The following is a 21131-nucleotide window of genomic DNA, read 5'->3' as shown; positions in this document are numbered from 1 at the left end:
AGCAACCGGCTATCATCAACATCTAGAGATCCACAAGATCACATTCAGCATGTTCGCCACGTGCTGCTGTTGGGTTCCTCCGTGGCGGACAGCTTCTTCTCCACCCTCAAACTCAAGGTGGATCTCGATGACGACCGCGAGGTGCTGATCTCACCCCAGCAGCTGCAGCCTGACATGGCATTCTGGATTGAGCGCTACAACAGACGTGGGCACAGTCACTCAATGATCAACTACTTCAGCCCAATCGGCTACGAGCAGCCATTCATCACTGCCCTTACAACTTTCTGCACGAATCCCTAATCGGTGTCCACGGAATCGGGAGACCCCCAAGCTTATAGCTGCAACCGGCTGAAGTCAGAGAGCGAAAGCAGGCCAGGCCAGCGGAGATCACGTCGGAGCCTGGTAGCCGATGCTGCGCGGCCAAATCACTGATCGCCTCTGAACTGAAGCCAGCAACCGCTGTGATTCTGGCGCAGATAGGGTGACCCGACTCATTGAGGGAGATAGCCATGTCGATGGAACCTTGACTCGGATCCTCAACCTGTCTTGCCGTCTTGTCGTTCTCCCCCGAGGTAGACGTCATCCATCTGGGACTTTCCTCCCCAGCAGATTGGCCTCCTCCGGTCACTCATGGCCTGCATGATCTTGTTGTGCAGCAGCTAGGCATTGTCTTAGTTGACGCCCAGATGATGCCCCAACTCCAGCGAGAAGATCCCCGTTCACCACGTCGCGGAAGCCTTCAGCCAGGGCCAGACGCATTAGCTAGAACGGCAGGAGGCAGTTTGGTGGCCTGGTTGAACGTGCCCGCGGTGAGCGTGGCCTGGTGCCCATAGCGCGGAATGGATAACGCTTGAGCCACGGCTATACACGAGGCCGTTCTCATGCGCATTGCAGCGGGGGGAACCGGAAGCTGCCAGGCCAGCGCGCCATCTCGACTGGCCTCACAATGCACCCAGTGCCATAGAGGCTCTGAACATCGTGAGCGAGAGGGCCTTCTGGCAGTGGACTCGTTATGCGCCATGACCCTTCTGGTATCTATGTACCACTCACCATGGCCTGACGCGCGGCGGCGGAGCGAGCTGGTTAATCAAGTCGGGCAATGTTGTGACACCGTAACCTACGAAGAAACAACAAGGAGAAAAAGCTGCTTTAATAGGGCAGCTTTGAGACGCTGGAGCCCTGCTCGCGTCCTCGCGATTCCCAATACCCTAGGTGTGCCCACGCACCAAGGGTACTTCCTGCTTGCTCCATCAACCAATCTCCGCTTCGCGCCTCCGCGACTGCATCACCGGAGGTGGCGGTGTCCTAGTCTCGGACATGGTGAACCTGCTTAAAGTCCCTTTCTATGCTCAAAACAGTAGATTAAAGTCTTCATTGGTGTTCGCTTGATTGGCCATCCGGAAAGTGTTCACGACCCGCCAATTTTCGCAACTTGCGCTGCATGTGCTCGCCAGGAGGGCCGAGGCTGAGGCTGGAAGATGCAATAAATTCAGCCAGCGACCACCTAGTTCTGCCAGCCCATCAGCATCACGGCGTCCTAAGTGGTTGTCGCATCGGCCTGTCCACGGATTCGGGGAATACCACTGTGATCCTGGCCGGCCACCGTTGAATTGATCTGATGAGATTCCTCGACCGATTTAACCGTAAGCTGCACGCCCTACGCCCGCTCTGGCATGCCCTCAGCCCCAGGCGGCGGCGCCAGTTGCTGGCGCTTCAAGGCCTGAGCCTGCTGGCGGCCCTGGGGGAAGTGGCCAACCTGGGGGCACTGCTTCCATTCCTGCGGCTGCTGGCCAATCCCCAGGAGGGTCTCAAGAGCCTGGGTCCGTTGGCTTCTCCGCTGCGGGGTCTGCCGGAGCAGCAGCTGCTTCTGGGGCTTGGTCTGAGCTTCATGGCGGTGGTGGTGGCCAGTTCGCTGCTGCGGGTGGCCACGATTCGGGCCCAGCTGCGGCTCGGGGCGCTGATCGCCGCCGACCTGGGCGAACTGGTGTTCGCAGAGGTCCTTCGGCGGCCCTACCCCTGGCATCTGCGCCACAACAGCAGCACCACCCTCACCCACCTCACCCGGGATGTGGACCAGGTGTTCGCGAGCATCCAGGGTCTGCTGCTGGTCGTGGTGAACCTCATGATCGTGTTGCTGCTCGGCGGAGCCCTTATCGCTCTGGCACCAGGTGTAATGCTGATCGTGGCGCTGCTGCTGGGCGCCTTCTACCTGCTGGTGTACCGCTACACCCGCGGCTCCCTGCGGTCCGACGGCATCGCCCTCACAACCAACTACCAGGCCACGATGCAGGTGGCCCAGGAGGGGCTTGGCGGTATCCGTGATGTGCTGCTCGATCGTACTCAGCCGTTTTTTCTGGAAACCTACGCCGACGCCAACCGGCGCTATCGGCTCGCCAGCGCCTCAATCAACATCAAGGCCCAGGTGCCCCGCTATCTGATCGAAGGGTTTGCAGTGCTGCTGATCGTGGGCCTCTCGCTCAGCCTGGCCGTGGCGGGGCAGGGGGTGGATCAGCAGTTGCCTCTGCTCGGCACCCTAGCCCTTGGTGCCTACCGGCTTCTGCAACCCCTGCAGCAGTGCTTCTATTCGCTCAGTGGGTTGGTTGCCAACCAGGCTTCACTCCAGCGCCTGGAGCCCTTTCTGCGCACGGCCAGCGAAAGTCAGAACCGACTGCCCGCCATCCCATCACTCTTGCCCACCAGCCCCAACGCGCCTCTGGTGCAGCTGCAGCAGCTCAGCTTTCGTTACACACCGGAGGGGCCCTGGGTTCTGCGGGATCTGGAGCTGGCGGTGCGGCACGGCGAGAGGATCTCATTTGTCGGCAGCACTGGCAGCGGTAAAAGCACCTGCAGCGACTTGCTCCTGGGCCTGCTGGCTCCCAGCCTGGGTAAGGTGATGGTGCAGGGACTGGATCTGCAAGCCACCCCGGGGTTAGTGGAGGCCTGGCAAGACAAAGTGGCCCATGTGCCCCAGCAAATCTATTTGAGCGACGCCACCTTCTCGGCCAACATCGCTTTTGGTATTCCAGTTCATCGCATCGACCTGGAGCGGGTGCAAAAAGCGGCGGAGCAGGCCCACATCGCTGAGCTGATCGAGGCCAGCCCCGAGGGCTATGACACGGTGGTGGGGGAGCGTGGGGTACGGCTGAGCGGTGGCCAGCGGCAGCGCATCGGCATCGCACGGGCGTTGTACAAGCGGGCCGAGCTCTTGGTGCTTGATGAGGCCACCAGTGCGCTCGATAACCGCACGGAAGCGGAGGTGATGGAGGCGATCGAGGCGCTGGACCGGCAGCTCACGGTGGTGCTGATCGCCCATCGACTTTCAACAGTGCGCAACTGTGATCGGATTGTGGTGCTGGAGAAGGGCCGGATTCGAGCCATGGGAACTTATGAAGATCTTGAGGCCAGTGATCCGAGCTTCCAGGCCTTAATCATGAATCCCGCATGAGCAGACCTGCGGCGTGCATGGTTATGGGATCTCACTCTTGTGTGGAGCGAAGCCATTGAAGATCGTTGTGACCCTGGCGGAAGGCAGCTACTTCCAGGGAGCTTGCGTGCTGTTCAATAGCCTGGTGGCCCATGGCTTCGAAGGTATCTTCGTGGCCGGATGTCGCAACCTGGAGGATGTACCCAGCGGCCAGAGATCGGCGATTGAAGCGTTTCGTCAGAGCACCAGCCAGGCCCATGCGGCACTTTGGGAGTGGTTCATTGTGGAATCCTCCTGGCATTTCACCAACTTCAAGCCGCGCTTCCTGCAGGAGGTGCTCGAGGCCTATCCTCAGTGCAGTTCGATCGTCTACCTGGATCCGGACATCGTCGTGTGTGCTCCCTGGCATTGGATTGAGGATGCGACTGAGTACGGCCCTGTTGTTGCGGGGGACGTGAACTGGTGGCTTCCAGCAGAGCATCCAACGCGCCACGTGTGGACCCGCCTCCTTGAGCAGGTTGGTTGTCGCTGTGAGCACAGCTTTGATCTTTATTTCAATGGTGGTCTTCTTGGCCTCCAAAGACGGGATCGAGCCTTTCTGGATCTTTGGCATCAGTTCATCGAAGAGTTTGGAGCCAGCTCTAATCCTCTGGATGGAAAAGGCGACATCGGTGCTTGGTGTCACGGGGGGAGATGGAATGCCATGCATGCACCGGATCAGGATGCCCTGAACATGGCGGCCATGGCATGGCCCCAGCCTCTGAGTACGTTCGGGCCCGATCTGATGGGATTCTCTGGTGGCTGGATTGGTCTTCCCCACGCAATAGGCTCGGCCAAGCCCTGGAGAAGACGTTATCTTCGGGAAGCGCTTGCAGGAACGCCACCCCGTCGAGCTGACAGGGAGTATTGGATTCATGCATGCTCACCAATTTCTCTATATCCGAAGTACAAGATACGATTCCAGATGCTTGCCCTGAAACTTGCTTCTCTGATCGGGCGTTTTTATGTACGGCTTTAGCCAGAGTTTTCGCTTGTTTCCCCTAAGTGCCAACTCCGTGTTTCAAGGAGTAAAAGTTTGAGATTTGGTAACGATGAATCGATGGCTATATTAGGCATTATTTGCATCCCAGCTTATAATGTAGATCTTTTTAACGCATAAACTCTTCAGTCCGTTCGGTCTCAGACTTATGTTGATTGGGAGTTGATAGGGACTGCAGATGGCTCTCATGATCATACAAAAGCCTTGTCGATGACTTTGCTTCGACGGTATGACACAGTCAATTCGCCATTCATATTCAAGATGAATCTTGTTTACCAACGATGATTGCTTAGAAGATATTATATGGATTCAGACTCTTGCCAGTAAGACAAATCACGCCAGACATCTTCTTGAATGGTACAAATAATGTCATGAGGAATCGCGGATAAGACTGGATCAAGAGATTCCTGCCAATCTATTTTGTGAATGCTTGTGGTGATGCAACTCTGCCATTACATGAGATCTGTTTGACAGATTATGTTAGTTTGATGTTGACTTTCCCTTGCTATGCCTTGAAGAAGTAGATCTACGTCCTAGATTTATAAAAATCAGCTTGAACATGAACAATGCCTCAGCGATGCAGCAGTTGTTTATCCCAATTAGAGAGTTAAAAGAGGTCATATACATGATACGCGCAATATCGTACCTTTTTGTGTATCCCAGTGCAAAGTGCTTGATCACGAAGATCAATTTAACGTTGAATTGATGATTATAGACTATTATATCCATTACTTGATCAAGAGCTTCTACCAAGGTAGCTAGCTTACAAGGGAGCTTGGATGCTGTCGGGAACCTATTTGGCAAGTTATACATGAAGGCTTATGACAACAAGCAGACATGCTGTGGTTAAGATCAAGAAATCCTCGTCTGATATTGTAATTCTGGGGAAAGAAACAAAGTTACATTATTGGCGCTTAAGCCATAGCTTGATCTCCTATTCTTAGTTGATTGCATACAACGACATCTTTAATGCAAATTGCCCTTTGCGAGATACCGAGCCAAGCCAAACCGAACAATCTCACCAACACCATCTTTGGCTATTAAGAAGTTCTGCAAGGGCAAAGAAGTTGTAATCATAGCAAAAAACATCATTACTCTAAGACATTCTATGCGTTAATGCATATGATTCTTGTTGCTCTGACCCCATGATTGCTGGTCGATATTCTGCTGTTGGCAAAACCTAGTTTAAATGCATGAGCTAAACTGAGTAAATCACTATGGCTCATCAAGTTAGCATTGTTGTCACAGTCTACAAACGAACACAATTCTTGAGACAAGCTCTCTTGAGCGTCCTAGGTCAGACTTATCGGCATTATGAAGTTATTGTTACTGATGACTCAGCTAGCCAAACGATAAAAGAAATATGCGATTCCATGGACGACGCGAGAATTAGCTATCTGGCGAACTCTCCTACCCTAGGAGTGGCTCTAAATCTCCGCAATGCAATACTTGCGGCACACCATGACTATATTGCAATTCTTAATGATGATGATGCATGGGAGCCTGACTTTCTGTCAAAACTAATTCACCCGCTAGAGCAGAATTCAAATCTCATTCTATCGTATTGTGATCATTGGATTATGCATGAAAATGGCCTAGTTGATGTGAAGAAAACGGATGAAAACTCCAGATTCTACGGCAGGCTTAATTTAAAGAGTGGAGAAGTGCATAATCTCGCTGAGATTGTATTAGATAGTAATGGAGTCCCTTTGGCTATGGCAGCAATGTTCCGAAAAGATGCCCTCGATATAGACATGTTGGTCAGTGATGTTGCCGGTGCGTATGACTTTTGGATATCCTGTTTGTTAGCAGCGACAAATCGACCAGCATACTATGTTTCAGAACGACTTACTAGATATAGGGTGCACCGAAATATGGAAACCGGTCGAATGTCACCGAACAAAGGAGAGGATATTGCATATATTTACAAAGTGCTACTTAGGATGAAAGTCTTTCCAGATCGAGAGCCGCTGCTCTTATCTAGATATGCTCAGGCACTATATCGTGTTGGTAGAAACCGCCTCTTATTTAATCAGGTGAATGATGCTCGGCGATTCTTTCTGCAATCGCTATCAATAGTCAATTCTTCAACTACCATTTTAGCATTGGCCGCTTCCTACTTACCCATTATGCTAAGACGTTCGCTAAAGTTATCAATCTGAATTGTACGTGTACCTATGACGGACAAGTAATGAGCACAGTGGCCTTTTTCTTTCCCATCACGATGAGTTCGAATCTCATTATGTTCATTCAAGCCACCTTCAGTACTCATGAGTTGGTTGGCCGGAAGTTGAAAGCCGAGTCATACCTGGCATTACTTCGGTGTGGAACTTGGGCAATGACTATTGCTAAGCACCTTCGAATGGGTTAAATGTGTAGAGATCCGTTAGGCGAATCTCTGTGCCTTCTACAGCATTGACCAATCCTCTCAACATTATATTTCTCTGCGGCAGCTTAGAACCAGGCAAGGATGGTGTAGGGGATTACACGCGTAGGCTCGCAGCAGCTTTGATTCGGAAGGGTGGGCGCGCCTTCATCATTGCCATCAACGATGGCCATGTCATTAGCTCCAAAGCTCAACAGTTCCCTACTCAGTCTGAGGTGCAAGATTGTGATGGCTTGAAAGTGCCAGTCCTCAGGATTGGAGGATTAATTCCATGGAAGCGAAGAGTAGGACTTATACAATCTGTTATAGATGAACAGAGGCCTCAATGGATTAGCTTGCAGTATGTTCCTCATGCATATAGCCCTAAAGGGTTGCCCTTTCGATTGCCCGATCATCTAAGGCAACTTAAATGCAATTCACGTTGGCACGTGATGTTTCATGAGCTCTGGGGAGCCAAAGTGACTCAGCGACTAGTCGTACGCATGGCAATCACACGAATTCAGCGTCAAATTGTTGCCACTCTAAATCGCAGACTGCCGATTTCAGTTGCGCATACTTCGAATAATCAGTGGCGGAATCTCCTTGAAAGTGAAGATGTTCGATGCCGTATCTTGCCGTTGATCTCAAATATCCCCGTCGCCATTAAAGACCACTCAGCGAGAAATACACTTTTGGCAAGGCTAGAGATTTACGAGCCTAATGCGAAGGCAGTGATCTTAACCTTTTTCGGGTCAATCCGATTCGATTGGGCATCGATGGGATTGGTTGATCGAGTTCAAGAAGTTCTGAAACGATCATCATGGAACCATGCTGTTTTTGTTTCAGTAGGCAGGGCTGGTGACGTCGGTGAGATCATTTGGCATGGCATGGAAGCAAGAGCCTCCAACCACTGTCACTTTCTCAAGCTTGGACTGTTACCCCCCGAGCAGATTTCTCAGATCCTGCAGCTGAGCGATTTTGGTGTAGCCATGAACTATCTTGAACATGTTGGAAAAAGTGGCTGTGTTGCCGCGATGGCTGACCATGGCCTTCCAGTGATACTTCCGATGGGAGACAGTGGCATTCCTGATTCTGGTATTTGCACTTCCCATATCCGACTTATCCCCTTTGATCGCAACTTTGAGACTACTTTGCTCTCCAGTACCCGCACCGAACCCTCTGACTCCGTGCATCAGATTGCCATGGCCCTAGCCAGATCACTCTGTAGCTATTGATGAAGATACTGATGACGTCCCATCGGTTTGCTCCCGACGTGGGTGGCATTGAGATTCAATCAGAGCTTTTGGCTAGAAACTTCACAGAAATGGGGCATCAGGTTTTAGTTGTTACGCAAACCCCCCTTTCTTCGAGCAAATCGATAGACAGTTTTCCCTTTGCCGTCGAGCGATTGCCATCGTTTCTGAAATTGGCAACTCTCTATCGCTGGGCGGATGTGGTACTTCAAGTCAACATTGAGCTCAGAACTCTTTGGCCAGCTCTGTGCTTTCACAAGCCTTTCGTTATTTCGACATGCACATGGATTTCTGATGCAAATGGAAAGATGAGGACAGTTGACCGGCTGAAACGGTTTATTCTTAGACGAGCCACTGCATCGATCGCGATAAGTGAGGCTATTCGAAGTGAATCATGTAGTTCTTCTGTTGTTGTCGGTAATCCGTTTCGCAGCGACCAGTTCCAATACCTCCACGATCTTAACCGAACACGTGCCCTTGTTTTCGTTGGCCGCCTGGTTTCGGATAAGGGTGTCGATCTTCTTCTGAAGGCTTTCTCAATTCTCTTCTCCGACACCAGCCTTCTCAGTCACGTTAAATCTTCAGGCTGTGAGCTGGCCTTGACACTCATCGGCGACGGACCTGAGCTGTCATCTCTAACCAGGTTGGCCATGGAGCTTGGTATTGGAGACAATGTCTGCTTTGCTGGTTCACTCCTGGGTGAAGATCTGGTCCGGTGCTTGAATCAACATTGCGTTATGGCAGTTCCTTCGCGATGGGCAGAGCCCTTCGGTATTGTTGCTCTTGAAGGGGCTGCCTGCGGCTGCATCGTGGTGGGCTCCGATGGTGGTGGGCTTCCTGATGCGATCGGTGAAGGGGGATTCCTATTCAAATCCGGATGCGTTCAGGATCTGGCTGCTACCCTTCGTAATGTATTGACATTGCCGATCGAAGAGGTTTCTCGCTTGCGAGAGCTATCAGCAGCCCACTTACAGCAGCACACGGAGCATCAAGTGGCTGCAAGTTATCTCTCTGTTCTTGAAAAGGCTGTTTCGTTATACCCATCCAAAGACACTTCCTTTGGTGCCATCCATTAACCGCTCGGGAGTTTATGTTTTACTATGATTGTTTCTTCCTCTGAAGTGAAATTTCTCCTCTTCCCCTTTCAGCTTCCGCTGACCATCCTGCGCATGCCTACGAGGATGGCTTCGGCAGGCACAGCGGAGCACTTGTCCTCCCTCCAGCCTGATTCGCCTGCTGTGTCGATTCATCCCTCGGACGCTTGCATGCCACTTCCTTCTGCTCGATGAGGGTGCTCCTAGTCGGCAACTATATCCCGGACAAGCAGCGCAGCATGGAGCGCTATGCCCAGATCCTGCGACATTCCCTTAGTGCTGAAACGCTTCATCTCACGCTTTTACGGCCACCTGTGGTGATGTTGCGACTTCCCGTTCTTCCCCAGGGCCTTCGCAAGTGGTTCGGCTACATCGATAAGTACCTTTTCTTCCCCCCCCTATTGCGTTTGCGGGCGTCCAGCTTCGACCTCGTTCATATCTGCGACCATTCCAATGCTGTTTATCACCCTTTCACCGGCTCCACCCCATGCTTGATCACCTGCCACGACATGCTGGCTATCCGTGGTGGCTTGGGTGATGACGAGGCCTGCTGCGAAGCCTCCTGGTTGGGCCGGCAGTTGCAGCGCTGGATTCTTCGGTCGCTGGCCTTCGCCCCGTTTTTGGCCTTTGTGTCGGAGTTCACCTGTAGTGATTTCGTGCGCCTCACCCGCCGTGGCCACGGCGAGGGTCTGAGGGTGGTGCTCAACCCCCTGAACGCCCCCTTCTTCCCTGCGTCCGATCAGGAATCGCTGCGAAGGGCTCAGCCGGAATTGCTTACTTCCCCTTATCTGCTGATGGTGGGCTCGAGCCTTCCCCGCAAGAACCGTGAAACCGCCATCCGCCTGTTGAAGCAGCTTGCAGACCGCTGGGATGGGGTGCTGGTCATCGCTGGGGCCCCGCTTTCCTCCATCCAGCGAGCCCTGGCTGTTGAACAGGGGGTGATGGACCGAATTCGGGAAATGGCCCACCCCGATCACGCGCTTCTCAACGCGCTCTACAGCCATGCCCATGGCTTGCTGTTTCCCTCGCTTGCTGAGGGTTTCGGCTGGCCCGTGATCGAGGCCCAGCAGTGTGAGTGTCCGGTGATCTGCTCGAACGTCACCGCCGTGCCTGAGGTGGCCGGAGAGGGGGCCATAGTTTGTGCTCCTGATGACCTTCCCGCAATGGCCGCTGCGGTGTTGCGCTTGAGGGATCCGATCGAGCGGCGCAAGCTCATCGCAGCAGGCCGGGCCAACCTTGTTCGTTTTGATCAAGCGACCTTCCGCGAGGAGTATCTCAGTTTTTATCGACACATCCAGACCGCTCCCCCATGAAGCTTCTTCGGCTGCTGGTACGCGCCGTCATCTGCCTGTTGCCCTGGCCGCTCAAGCGCCGTTTGCTCGTCCGTTGCTTCGGCTATCGCCTCAGCCCCACCGCCAGGATCGGCATCGCCTGGATTTACCCTGGCCATCTTGAGATGCAGGCTGACTCCTCGATCGACCACTTTTGCGTGGCCATCCATCTCGACCGTATCCAGCTGGATCGCGACAGCCACATCGGTCGGGGCAACTGGATCACCGGCCTCTCCACCAAGGCCCCTTCCCGCCACTTCCGCCACCTGCCGCAGCGCTCTTCCCAGCTCCATCTCGGTGTATCGGCATGGGTCGCGAAGAATCATCACCTTGACTGCTCCGACAGCATCACCATCGGCCCCTTCACCACCGTGGCCGGCTACGGCTCCCAGTTCCTCACCCATTCGATCGACCTCAAGCACAATCGCCAGCACTGTGCGCCGATTCACATCGGCGCCTACTGCTTCGTGGGCACCCGTGTGGTGCTGCTCGGGGGAAGTGCCTTGCCGTCCCACTCTGTGCTTGGTGCCTGTTCCCTGCTCAACCGGCAGCAAGTTGAGCCATGGAGCCTGTATGCCGGCCAGCCCGCCGTCCGTAGGAAAGCGATCGATCCGGAGGCTGCCTATTTCCGCCGCAGCGATGGCTTCGTGGAATGACGGCCACCTCAAACGTGCTGCTGCTGTCACACCCTACCGGTAACGCTAATGTGCGTGCGGCTGCGTCGGCCTTCCATCGAGTCGGCTTGCTGCAGGGATTTCACAGCTGTCTCTGCTGGAACAACCGGGCCCCTCTCGCTGGGCTGCTGCCCAAGGCGCTGCGCGTTGAATTGGAGCGCCGCTCCTTCCCTGATCTTCCCCTCTCCCTCCAGCACAGCCATCCTTGGTGGGAAGCGCCCCGGCTTGCAGCCGTAAAATTTGATTGGCAGCCCCTGCTCTGCCATGAGGCCGGCCTGTTAAGCATCGATCGGGTGATTCGCTCCTTTGATCGCAGCGTGGCCGCTGCCCTGCCACGAACCCCAGGGCTCTGTGCGGTGTACGCCTACGAAGATGCCGCCCTAGCCACCTTCGAGGTGGCCCAGGGGCTTGGTCTGTCCCGCATCTATGAGTTGCCGATCGGCTACTGGAAATCAGCTCGCCAGATCTTTGCCGAGGAGGCCGAGCTCCTGCCCCAGTGGGCCTCCACCCTCACCGGCCTTCGCGACAGTGTCGCCAAGTTGGCCAGCAAGGATGCAGAACTCAACAAGGCCGATGTGGTGGTCGTGGCTTCCCAGTTCGTGCGCCACACGCTCACAAGTAACCAGGCTTGCAGCGTACCAATCCATGTGCTGCCCTACGGGGCGCCACCACCCACCACCCAACCCTTGCGGGGCCTAGGCTTCGGGCCCCTTAGGGTGTTGTTCGTGGGCTCCCTCGGCCAACGCAGGGGCCTGTCCTACCTGCTCGAGGCGGTGGCCCAGCTGGCCGGCGCCGTGACCCTCACCCTGATCGGCAGGCCCACCTCCACCAGCTGCGCACCGCTGACCGCTGCGCTGGAACGGCATAAGGCAATCCCATCACTACCTCATGGGGCGATTCTAGAACAGATGCGCCAGCACGATGTGCTGGTGTTCCCTTCGCTGTTCGAAGGCTTCGGCCTGGTGCTCACCGAGGCCCTCTCCCAGGGGCTGCCGGTGATCGCCACCCCCAATACCGCCGCACCGGATCTTATCCGTGATGGGGTGGAAGGCTTCATCGTTCCCATCCGCGACAGTGCGGCCATTGCCCAGCGGCTCGCTGAACTCGACGACGATCGCGATCAGCTCGCGGCGATGCGCCAGGCTTGCCTGCGCCGGGCCGCCGCGATCTCTTGGAGCAGCTATCAGACGGCCTTGGTGGATGCCGTTGCACCCCTGTTGCACCATTGAGCGGACCATCCCTCACCACTGCCCATTGGCGCCAGCTGCGCCTTTTGCTCTGGCTGTATTTCTGGCTCCTCATCTTCGAGGGGGCCCTGCGTAAGTGGATGATCCCGAGCCTGTCCACCCCCTTGCTGCTTGTCCGCGATCCCGTGGCATTGCTCGCCCTCTGGCGCGGGGCTCCACTGCTGCTGCAGCGGCGGTTTCAGTCATGGCTGCAGTGGCTCTTCGGTATCGCCTTCGCCGCGTTTTTTCTGGCCATGCTGGTTGGGCATCGTGATCTGATCACGGCTATCTTTGGCACCCGGATTCTGCTGATCCATCTGCCCCTGATTTTTCTCTACGCCGCCGCCTTCGATCGCGAGGGCGTGTTGCGCTTCGCCAAGGCGCTGCTGCTGATAAGCCTTCCGATGACGTTACTGATCGTGGCCCAGTCGAACCTGCCGGACGGCCACATTCTCAATGTCGCCCCCGGTGGGGAAGACACAGCGGCCTTTACCGGTGCCCTGGGACGCTCGCGCCCGCCGGGCACCTTTTCCTTCATCAACGGCCTGGTGTCCTTCTTCACCCTGGCCGCAGCCGCGCTGTTCGCCCGTCTCTATGGCATGCGACAAACTCCAGCCCGCCTGCTGCTTCTGCTTGCAGCCGGGCTGGGGTTGGTGGTGGCCTTGCCCGTCTCCATCAGCCGCTCGCTGCTCTTCGGCTACGTGCTTGTCGTGGTGGCTGTCGTCTGTGCCATGTTGCTCTCCCGCACCCGAATCTTGCCCCTGATCTCCAGCCTGATTGCGATTCTGTTGGTGGTTCTGATCGGATCGTCTATCCCTGCGTTCAGGGACACCAGTGAAGCCTTCTCAGCGCGCTGGACCATGGCCAATGAAAGTGAGTCGGGAGAGGATGGGCTCTTGGGCGTGATTCAGAACAGAGTTCTGGGTGGCTATACCAGCGCCTTTGAGAATCGTGACGCAGCGCCGATTCTGGGCATGGGAATCGGCATGGGCACCAATGTGGGGGCCCAGCGATTGACAGGTGAACGCACCTTCCTCATCGCCGAAGGCTCATGGGATGCCATCCTCGGCGAGCTGGGACTTCCCCTCGGTTTCGTGTTCATCGCCTGGCGGGTGGCCCTCGGTTGGTTCCTGTTGCAGCTTTCCCTTCTCTCCGCTTCTCAGGGCAACCGCATGCCCCTGATCTTCCTTGGTGCTTCGTTGCTCGGGGTCATCTCCGGTGGTCTCAGCCAGCCCACCTCACTCGGTTTTCTGGTGGTGTCCGCCGGCCTCACCTGGGCGGCTGCCAACACGCCCTCCTACGTCGTGCTGATCCCTACCCCTGGCCAGGCTTGAAAATCCTCAACCTCAATCGGTCGCTCGATCCTCTTGGCGGTGGGCCGATCGAGGGCGTCCGCCAGATGGTCCCCCACCTGGCGGCTCTCGGGGTGAGCAGCACCCTAGCCAGCCTCGACCCACCCGATGCCCCCTGGCTCCGCAACCACTCCCCTCCCGATTGCGGCCTGGGCCCCGTCCATGGCCTCTACGGCTATCGCCGCGGGCTCCCCTCCCGCATCCGAGCTCTCGCCCAAGGCCATGACGCGGTGATCGTGCACGGTGTGTGGCAGTACCACGCCTTCGCCACCTGGCGGGCCCTGCACGGCACGGGCATCCCCTATTTCGTGTACCCCCATGGGATGCTCGATCCCTGGTTCAAGCACACCTATCCGCTCAAGCACCTCAAGAAGTGGGCCTACTGGCCCTGGGGCGAGTACCGGGTGCTGCGGGATGCCAGGGCCGTGCTGTTCACCTGCGAGCAGGAGCGGTTGCTGGCCCGCCAGTCGTTCTGGCTCTATCGGGCCCGCGAGCGTGTGGTGGGCTACGGCACCTCATCCCCTCCCGGAGAGGCGGATGCGCAGCGCCGCCTCTTTCTCGAGGCCCATCCCCATCTCCAGGGAAAGCGCCTCCTGCTCTTCCTCAGCCGCCTCCATCCCAAGAAGGGCGTGGATCTGCTGATCGAGGCCTTTGCCGGAGTGGCCGCGAGCGATCCTCGCCTGCACCTGGTGATCGCGGGGCCGGATCAAATGGGCTGGCAAGCGGACCTGCAACGGTACGCTGCCCAGCTTGGGATTGCCGACCGACTCACCTGGCCTGGCATGCTCAGCGGCGATCTCAAGTGGGGCGCCTTCCGCAGTGCCGAGCTGTTCTGCCTTCCCTCCCACCAGGAGAACTTCGGCATCGTGGTGGCGGAAGCCATGGGCTGCGGCCTACCTGTGGCGATTGCTCATCCCGTGAACATCTCCTCCGAGGTGGAGAAGGCCGGGGCCGGATTGGTCCATTCCGACACCATTGCCGGAACAACCGCAGCCTTGGGCCAGTGGCTGGCGATGCCGGCCGCCGAGCAGGCGCGGATGGGGGAGCGGGGGGCGCAGCTGTTCAGGGATCGGTTTGATTTTGCGTCGGTGGCCAGGAATCTGCTGCCGGTGCTCGAATCCGCTCGCCACGTCTCGTGATCCTCGCCAACAACAAACCCTTTGAGGGCGCTAGCTTCTCCCGTCGCAATCGTCTGGCACGCGTCAGCTGGCAGCTGGTGTGGACGCTGCTGTTCCGGCCCACACCACGACCGCTTCACGCCTGGCGGAGCTGGCTTCTGCGCTGCTTCGGTGCCCGCATCGGAGCCGGTTGCCACATCTACAGCGATGCCTGCATCTGGGCTCCCTGGAATTTGCACATGGCCGCTAAGGCATGCCTGGGCCCGCGGGTGATCTGCTATTCCATGGCCCCGATTCACCTCGGCGAACGCGTTGTGGTGTCGCAGGGCGCCCATCTCTGCACCGGCTCCCACGACTACTCCTCGGCCACCTTTCCGCTCTTCGCCAGGCCGATCACCATTGGCGCCGATGCCTGGATCTGCACTGAGGCCTTTGTGGGCCCCGGAGTGCAGATCGGTGAAGGGGCCGTGATCGGCGCCCGATCTGTGGCGATGCGATCCCAGCCCGCCTGGATGGTGTGCGCTGGCAATCCCTGCAAGCCCATCAAGCCCCGGAAGAGGAGCTGATTCATGCTTGATCTCACGGTTGCACTCCCTGTTCGGAACGAGGAGCGCAACCTCGCGCCTTGTCTGCAGGCCATTGGCACCGGCTTCGCCCGCTCGGTGGTGGTGATCGATTCAAGCAGCACCGATGCCACCGCTGAGATGGCCCGCAGCCATGGCGCTGAGGTCGTCAATTTTGAATGGAATGGCCGCTTCCCCAAGAAGCGCAACTGGTTCCTGCGCCACCACACCCCTCCAACGGCCTGGGTGCTGTTTCTCGATGCCGATGAGATCCTCTCGCCGGATGTGAAGTGTGAAATCGCGGCCGTGCTCCCCCAAAGCCCCTTTAAGGGCTACCGGCTCACCTACACCAACTATTTCCTCGGTCGTCGACTGCGTGGTGGCTATCCCCTACACAAGTTGGCGCTCTTCCGCGTGGGCGAGGTGGAATACGAGCGCATCGAAGAGGAGGCTTGGTCGCAATGCGACATGGAAGTGCACGAGCACCCGATCGTGAGAGGCTCCATCGGCACCATTCGTAGCCGCATCGACCACCGCGACTTGCGTGGCATCGACGCTTACATGCGGAAGCATAACGAATACGCCGCATGGGAAGCCCAGCGCTTGCTGGCATCACTCAGGGAAAGCGCCGCCGCGAAAACATGGAGCCGGAACCAGCGCCTCAAGTATCGTTTGGTCACCACACCGTGGGGTGGGCTGGTGTTCTTCTTCGGCAGCTTTTTTCTGATGGGCGGCTGGCGCGATGGCTCCGTGGGTTTCGCCTTTTCCTTGCTCAAATCCGCCTACTTCGTGCAGATTGCCTGCCGCTACCGGGAACTGGAGCAGCTTCCGCCGATCCCGGGCTGAGGTAACAATGCTGCCGTCCTCTCTCGACTGGACAAGTTGCCCGGCGGTTCCGATGGCCCTGTTGCTTCTTCGGGACATACTTCATGTTGTTCGAATGCCCCGTCGAAATTCCAGGGTCCTCAAGACGGCCGTCATAGCCGTTGGTCGGCCACCGGATCAACCTTGATCTATTCATGGAAAACTCACTCGGATTGGCCATGAGTAGGTCCAAGTGGCCGTTGATCACGCCAGCAGCCTGAGCGTGCTCTGTGAGGTACCCCCATAGGCCTCTATAAAAAAAATCTTGCCCGCCCAATGTGTGCCTAAGTCAGCCTTTTGCGCCTCGGTCGCAAGAGATGTCCTTCTAACCGGCATCTCCCCAGTTCCGCGGCGGACCCATGTGCTCCATGCTCCAAGGAGGCCATCCTCCAGTTGCAGCTTGTGTAGCTGCAGACTTGAAAAACTGGCGGTAAAGCCACAGGTAGTTAGGGCAGCTTTATGCAGGTGGCGCGGAAGAAGCCACAGCAAATGAACCAGTGAAAATTTAGCATGAACAAATTCTTTTGTAGTGACTCGCATGGACGCAGAAACGGAGTCGGGTAGACGGAAAAGGGGGAAACCATTTAAGCATCTTAGGCTTTCCCTTGGAAAACCTTTCTCAGCCTTAGTGTCAGCCATTTTGTATAAATAAAAAGAATTCTAAGATAGGACATTCGAATATGCCAAGTTCGGTAAATGCTGGCTGAGGAAGGAAGAGGTGGTAGTCGTTGGCGAGCTTTGGGGACAGATTGTTCGTGCATCTGTTCATAAAGTAGATAATTTCTATGCAGTAGCCAGCCGAAGGCGTCCCATGGTTTTGGGCTTCCAACGAAATGATAGACGCGTCGATCTTGCCCTTCAAGGCGTAAATCAACTGGAGGACTATGTGTGTACAATGGATGGTTGTAAGTGGAGGAAAATATTGCATAACTCCCAGAGAAAAAGTAGTTGAGGAGTGTTTGGTCATGGCTCGGTAAGGAATGTTTTTGTTCAACAAAGGAAAGCATCCGCTCAGTGGCTCTAGTCTCGCGCCAGCCTTTTAAGTCTATTACTAAGACTCCAGCGTTGAAGTATGTCGCAGATGGACTAATGCCATGTTCCAACAAGAATGGGCCATCTAGACTATGGGCAACGCTGCCGCCTTCTACTGCTGCCAGTAGCTGCCCGTGAAGATCGATGGAATATAAAGGCTGAAGGTCTGCATCGACAACGAGGTCAGTATCTAAGTAAAGAACCCTATCTAGGTCAGGCAGCAAAGAGGGAAGAAATAAGCGGATCCACGACATGTAGTTACCGTGAAGACCATTAGCAAAAGATCTTAATCGTTCTATAATAGATGTTGAGTCTAAATCGATGAAGTGTGCTTGCGCTCTTCCTGTTGCTTCTTCCAGAATTCGCAGAATCATACTCTTGTCATGAGAAGACCAACCCGAGCAAACAATATAGATCTCAACCTTTGAGCGAGTTGCGAAAACGAGTGAGTAGATGGTTGCAAGTGTAGGTGACACTACATTCTGGTCAGCACACAAAGCCACTGCGAAGGCCATTCAATAAATCCTAAGGAAAAGTAGGTAGATAACTGTGAAGACTTGTCGTCTGCTCAAGGCCTGAAACCCTTGCTTGGTGCTTGTTATTGAACCTTGCAAGTTTATTCCAGCTGATAAGAAGATGTCTAGTCAGCACGGTTGTGATCCGAGCTTAAGCGACCCAACCTAAACGTTAGATTAACTCATTCCCCACGCCAGTCAACTACAGACCGGTAGAGAATGCCTGTTCTGCCAGCGGCGCCAATCGGGTAAGCTGGGAGTCTTGCTCAACAGGACTTTGAGAGTGGGATTAGTGAGCGTACGAGCCATTAATGCTTGGCTCGATTGCATCGTTTTGATGGGCGGCTGGCGTGATGGCTCCATGGGTTTTGCCTTTGCCATGCTGAAATGCCCCTATTTCGTCCAGATCGCCTGCCGCTTCCGCGAACTGGAGCAGCCCCAGCCTTTGCAAGGCTGATTGCCTCAGCATCTTGCCCCATGCTGCCGTCCGCCGTCGACTGGACAAGCTGCCAAGCGGCGCCGATGGCCTGGTTTCCCGTGCGGGACGCCCTGCTCAATCTGCTCATCACCCCCGTCCTGGTGTTGCCCCTGATCGCGGGCCTGGCGCTGTTGCTCTGCCGCGCCGCAGGCTTCGGTTGGCCTATGAGAGCCTTGCTCAGTGGCCTTGCCGCTGCCTTCGTTTCCCTCCTTTACAGCCCCCTCACCACCGCAGGGCTCAGCGCCTGGCTGAGCAGCCAACTGCCACTGCCGCCTACCTCAGCCCCCGGCCCGGCCCTGGCCGTGCTCGTGGGTAGGGGCTTCGACATTGCTCCTGCCACCACCGCACTGGCCGCTCGGATGCTGCACCAGGGCCGCGTGCAGCGCATCTATGTGTCTGGGGACACTCCTGCCACCGCTCAACGTCTGCTCCAACTCGGCGTACCACCCGAGCGCATCTCCGGGGATAGCTGTGCCCGCACCACCTGGGAGAACGCCACTCTCACCAACACCTGGATCCGTGATCACCACACCCTGGCCAACCGGCCGGCCATCGTGCTGATCACCGATCCGTGGCAACTGCCGCGTGCCAGCCGGGCCTTTCAGCTCCAGAAGCTGACCGTGACCCCCGTTGCCGCCGATCCTGGCCTTTCGCCCCGCGAGCGCAACCGTCTGGCCCTGCGGGAAAGCGCCGCCACCTTGCTTTACCGCCTCCAGGGCCGGATGTGAACGGCTGATGGCTTCTGATTGGCCTCACCGTTGATCAGAAGAGCTCCGTTGCTCGATGCATGATCCTTGCATCGCCCAACGGTCCATTCACTCTCAAGCGAATCCCTCCTGTGCTGGAGCCGTTGGCTGTGCCCTGGTATCTGCTCCTGACCCCGGAGCAATTCGAGCAGGTCTGACAGACAGATCCTGGTGCTGTGCTTGAACTCGCCGGCGATTGTCAGCTGATCCCCATGATCCCCACCGGCAGCGAAACTGGTGCCCACAACAGCGGCAGCTCTTACATGCTGGCCACCTCTTCCGGGGCTGCGGATCGAACTGGCTGAGGTGTGGGCTGGCTGAGCGCATCTGCACGCGCCGGCTTCAGCGGTTCTTCTCCAGATACTCCCTCACGTGGCTGACGAGCGGCCGCGTCAGCGCTTCCTCCGTCGTCAGCCAGTGGGCTCCCACCAGCTCAAGGCCGTCGAGGCGGATCGCCGGCTCGCGCGCCTCTCGCAGAGTGAAGATCGTCACGGTGTTCTTCCCCCGAGCTGAACTTTCGGTGATCTGCCAGGGATCCACCAGCTCCCCCGACGTCACTCGCAGCCCCAGCTCTTCGGCTAGCTCCCGCACCGCCGCCTGCTGCGCTGTTTCACGTCTCTTAAGGCCCCCTCCCGGCAGCGAGAGGCTGCGGCGATAACTGGCCTGCACCAGCAGCAGACGCTGTTGGTGCCAGATCGCCACCAGGGCTCCGTGGGTGTGGGGCCGGGCCAGCAGTTGCCAGCTTTCATACAGCCGGGCCGCCAGCCAGTAGAGGCGCAGCCTTCCAATCAGCCGTTTCAGCCGTTTCACCGATGCAGTTCCCGCTCCAGTTGCTGTAGCACCGCCTCCTTGCCATAGCGTTGCTCCGCCAGCTGTCGGGCGGCCCGGCCCCGCTGCTGGCGCAGCGCCCCATCTCCCACCAGCCGGCGGATCGCCGCCGCGAAACCGGCCGGATCCTCCGGCTCCACCCGCACCCCGGCCTGCTCGGCCAGCTGCCCCAGCTCACTGTCCGCTGCCGAGGTAGCCACCACCGGCCGGCCACTGGCGAGAATCCCCAGCAGCTTTGAGGGCAGCACCAGATCGGCCGCCCCCGCCCGCTGCGGCAACAGGTGCACATCCGCCAGGTTGAGCCAGTCGTTCATCCGCTCCAGCGGCTGCAGCGACAGCAGGCGCACCTGTGGGAAGCCCGCCAGGCCCGCCGCCAGTTCTGCCTTGTTGGGGCCCTCGCCGGCCAGCAGCCAGATCAGGTTCTCCACGTCCGCCAGCTGCCGGATCACCTCCACCAGGATCTGCAGGCCCTGCTTCCTGTTCATTGAGCCCGAATACAGCAGCACCATCGCTTCTGCGCCGATCCCCAGCTCCCGGCGGTAGGGGTTGGCGGCGCGAGCTTCGTCGCCCTGGGGCTGGATCGCGTCGAGATCCACCCAGTTCGGCAGCAGCACCGCCCGGTGGTCGGCCACCCCCTTCGCCACCACCCTCCGCAGCATCGCCCCGCTGATGCTGCTGACGCGATCAAAGCGCCCGAGGGTGCCCCGCTCCCAGCGCTCCGCCAGGCGGCGCAGCAGTTTCCCCTTCAGCATCCCCAGCTCAAAGGCCGCATCCAGCTCGAAGTCCTGGATGTGCAGCCAGGTGCGGGTGCGCCAGCCGCACAGCCGACCTAGCAGCAGCGCCCCCGGCGCGCAGAAGAACGCCGGCGCCACCGTGAGCACCACATCCGGCTGCCAGCGCCGATGGGCCAGCAGCACCGGCAGGCTGCTTACCGCGAAGCTCGCCAGGTGCACCAACCGCGTCAGCCCACGCGGCTGCCGTGGCACCCACAGCGGACAGCGCCACACCGCCACGCCCTCGCTGTGCTTATGCCGGTAGCGGTTTCCCCTGGCCTGCCACTCGGGGAAATAGGGCGGCGCCGTGACCACCCGCACCTGGTGACCCCGTGCCGCCAGCCAGGTGGCCATATCACCACTGAACTTGCCGATCCCTACCGTTTCCGGGGCATAGTTCAGCCCGTAGAGCAGCACCTTCAAGGCTCTACACCATCCTCAAAAGCAAGCCTAATC

At 57.3% G+C, this 21131-nt stretch carries 17 protein-coding genes; 14 read left to right on the top strand and 3 right to left on the bottom strand.

The genetic code is table 11. From position 1 onward, the window contains the following. The first annotated feature begins 81 nt into the window (after nucleotides 1-81). From KQ305_RS11425 to KQ305_RS11365, 13 genes are all read left to right on the top strand, one after another. Nucleotides 82-300, top strand: a complete 219-nt coding sequence (locus KQ305_RS11425) for a hypothetical protein (RefSeq protein WP_259725531.1) — start codon at nucleotides 82-84, stop codon at nucleotides 298-300. Nucleotides 301-1618: 1318 nt separating this feature from the next. Beyond that, on the top strand, nucleotides 1619-3445 hold the full coding sequence (locus KQ305_RS11420; RefSeq protein ID WP_259725530.1) for an ABC transporter ATP-binding protein: 1827 nt from the start codon (nucleotides 1619-1621) through the stop codon (nucleotides 3443-3445). A 55-nt stretch (nucleotides 3446-3500) separates the two neighbouring features. Continuing rightward, a complete protein-coding gene (locus KQ305_RS11415) occupies nucleotides 3501-4442 on the top strand; it encodes a hypothetical protein (RefSeq protein WP_259725529.1) in 942 nt (313 codons plus the stop codon). 1238 nt (nucleotides 4443-5680) lie between these two features. After that, a complete protein-coding gene (locus tag KQ305_RS11410) occupies nucleotides 5681-6625 on the top strand; it encodes a glycosyltransferase (protein WP_259725528.1) in 945 nt (314 codons plus the stop codon). A gap of 253 nt (nucleotides 6626-6878) precedes the next feature. Further along, on the top strand, nucleotides 6879-8063 hold the full coding sequence (locus KQ305_RS11405; protein WP_259725527.1) for a hypothetical protein: 1185 nt from the start codon (nucleotides 6879-6881) through the stop codon (nucleotides 8061-8063). Continuing rightward, on the top strand, nucleotides 8063-9157 hold the full coding sequence (locus KQ305_RS11400; protein WP_259725526.1) for a glycosyltransferase family 4 protein: 1095 nt from the start codon (nucleotides 8063-8065) through the stop codon (nucleotides 9155-9157). The genes KQ305_RS11405 and KQ305_RS11400 overlap by 1 nt, the downstream gene beginning before the upstream one ends. Nucleotides 9158-9366: 209 nt before the next feature. Continuing rightward, nucleotides 9367-10488 carry a glycosyltransferase family 1 protein gene (locus KQ305_RS11395; RefSeq protein WP_259725525.1) on the top strand — a complete coding sequence of 374 codons (1122 nt, stop codon included), beginning with the start codon at nucleotides 9367-9369 and terminating at the stop codon, nucleotides 10486-10488. Further along, nucleotides 10485-11162 carry an acyltransferase gene (locus KQ305_RS11390; RefSeq protein WP_259725524.1) on the top strand — a complete coding sequence of 226 codons (678 nt, stop codon included), beginning with the start codon at nucleotides 10485-10487 and terminating at the stop codon, nucleotides 11160-11162. The genes KQ305_RS11395 and KQ305_RS11390 overlap by 4 nt, the downstream gene beginning before the upstream one ends. Beyond that, a complete protein-coding gene (locus KQ305_RS11385; protein WP_259725523.1) occupies nucleotides 11159-12409 on the top strand; it encodes a glycosyltransferase family 4 protein in 1251 nt (416 codons plus the stop codon). The genes KQ305_RS11390 and KQ305_RS11385 overlap by 4 nt, the downstream gene beginning before the upstream one ends. Beyond that, nucleotides 12406-13740: a hypothetical protein gene (locus KQ305_RS11380; protein WP_259725522.1), complete on the top strand. Its 1335-nt coding sequence runs from the start codon at nucleotides 12406-12408 to the stop codon at nucleotides 13738-13740. Before KQ305_RS11385 ends, KQ305_RS11380 begins: the two co-directional genes overlap by 4 nt. Further along, on the top strand, nucleotides 13737-14897 hold the full coding sequence (locus tag KQ305_RS11375; protein WP_259725521.1) for a glycosyltransferase: 1161 nt from the start codon (nucleotides 13737-13739) through the stop codon (nucleotides 14895-14897). The genes KQ305_RS11380 and KQ305_RS11375 overlap by 4 nt, the downstream gene beginning before the upstream one ends. Nucleotides 14898-15160: 263 nt before the next feature. Further along, nucleotides 15161-15442 carry a putative colanic acid biosynthesis acetyltransferase gene (locus KQ305_RS11370; protein WP_259725520.1) on the top strand — a complete coding sequence of 94 codons (282 nt, stop codon included), beginning with the start codon at nucleotides 15161-15163 and terminating at the stop codon, nucleotides 15440-15442. A gap of 3 nt (nucleotides 15443-15445) precedes the next feature. Continuing rightward, entirely contained in the window at nucleotides 15446-16285 is an 840-nt protein-coding gene (locus KQ305_RS11365) for a glycosyltransferase family 2 protein (protein ID WP_259725519.1), read from the top strand. 611 nt (nucleotides 16286-16896) lie between these two features. Here the strand turns inward: KQ305_RS11365 and KQ305_RS11360 are convergent. Further along, complete coding sequence (locus KQ305_RS11360) at nucleotides 16897-17850, bottom strand: glycosyltransferase family 8 protein (RefSeq protein WP_259725518.1); 954 nt, start codon at nucleotides 17848-17850, stop codon at nucleotides 16897-16899. A gap of 477 nt (nucleotides 17851-18327) precedes the next feature. Here KQ305_RS11360 and KQ305_RS11355 point away from each other — a divergent pair, with 477 nt between their 5' ends. Further along, nucleotides 18328-19056 (top strand): YdcF family protein, encoded by a 729-nt coding sequence (locus KQ305_RS11355; protein ID WP_259725517.1) that lies wholly within the window; start codon nucleotides 18328-18330, stop codon nucleotides 19054-19056. Nucleotides 19057-19416: 360 nt separating this feature from the next. Here KQ305_RS11355 and KQ305_RS11350 read toward each other — a convergent pair whose 3' ends face one another. Together KQ305_RS11350 and KQ305_RS11345 are read right to left on the bottom strand one after the other, a co-directional pair. Next, nucleotides 19417-19884: an NUDIX domain-containing protein gene (locus KQ305_RS11350; RefSeq protein WP_259725516.1), complete on the bottom strand. Its 468-nt coding sequence runs from the start codon at nucleotides 19882-19884 to the stop codon at nucleotides 19417-19419. Further along, entirely contained in the window at nucleotides 19881-21092 is a 1212-nt protein-coding gene (locus tag KQ305_RS11345; protein ID WP_259725560.1) for a glycosyltransferase WbuB, read from the bottom strand. The genes KQ305_RS11350 and KQ305_RS11345 overlap by 4 nt, the downstream gene beginning before the upstream one ends. Nucleotides 21093-21131 lie beyond the last annotated feature (39 nt).

The sequence above is a fragment of the Synechococcus sp. CS-1332 genome (genome assembly GCF_025127995.1).
In the GTDB taxonomy this organism is placed as follows: Bacteria; Cyanobacteriota; Cyanobacteriia; order PCC-6307; family Cyanobiaceae; genus Cyanobium.
Note: the sequence above shows the minus strand (reverse complement) of the source record. Positions and strands in the feature narration are given on the sequence as shown.

Coding starts and splice junctions, on each gene's coding strand:
- KQ305_RS11390 (WP_259725524.1), top strand. CDS start 10,485: ATGAAGCTTCTTCGGCTGCTGGTACGCGCCGTCATCTGCCTGTTGCCC.
- KQ305_RS11355 (WP_259725517.1), top strand. CDS start 18,328: ATGCTGCCGTCCGCCGTCGACTGGACAAGCTGCCAAGCGGCGCCGATG.
- KQ305_RS11400 (WP_259725526.1), top strand. CDS start 8,063: ATGAAGATACTGATGACGTCCCATCGGTTTGCTCCCGACGTGGGTGGC.
- KQ305_RS11385 (WP_259725523.1), top strand. CDS start 11,159: ATGACGGCCACCTCAAACGTGCTGCTGCTGTCACACCCTACCGGTAAC.
- KQ305_RS11395 (WP_259725525.1), top strand. CDS start 9,367: ATGAGGGTGCTCCTAGTCGGCAACTATATCCCGGACAAGCAGCGCAGC.
- KQ305_RS11360 (WP_259725518.1), bottom strand. CDS start 17,850: ATGGCCTTCGCAGTGGCTTTGTGTGCTGACCAGAATGTAGTGTCACCT.
- KQ305_RS11370 (WP_259725520.1), top strand. CDS start 15,161: ATGGCCCCGATTCACCTCGGCGAACGCGTTGTGGTGTCGCAGGGCGCC.
- KQ305_RS11365 (WP_259725519.1), top strand. CDS start 15,446: ATGCTTGATCTCACGGTTGCACTCCCTGTTCGGAACGAGGAGCGCAAC.
- KQ305_RS11410 (WP_259725528.1), top strand. CDS start 5,681: ATGGCTCATCAAGTTAGCATTGTTGTCACAGTCTACAAACGAACACAA.
- KQ305_RS11420 (WP_259725530.1), top strand. CDS start 1,619: ATGAGATTCCTCGACCGATTTAACCGTAAGCTGCACGCCCTACGCCCG.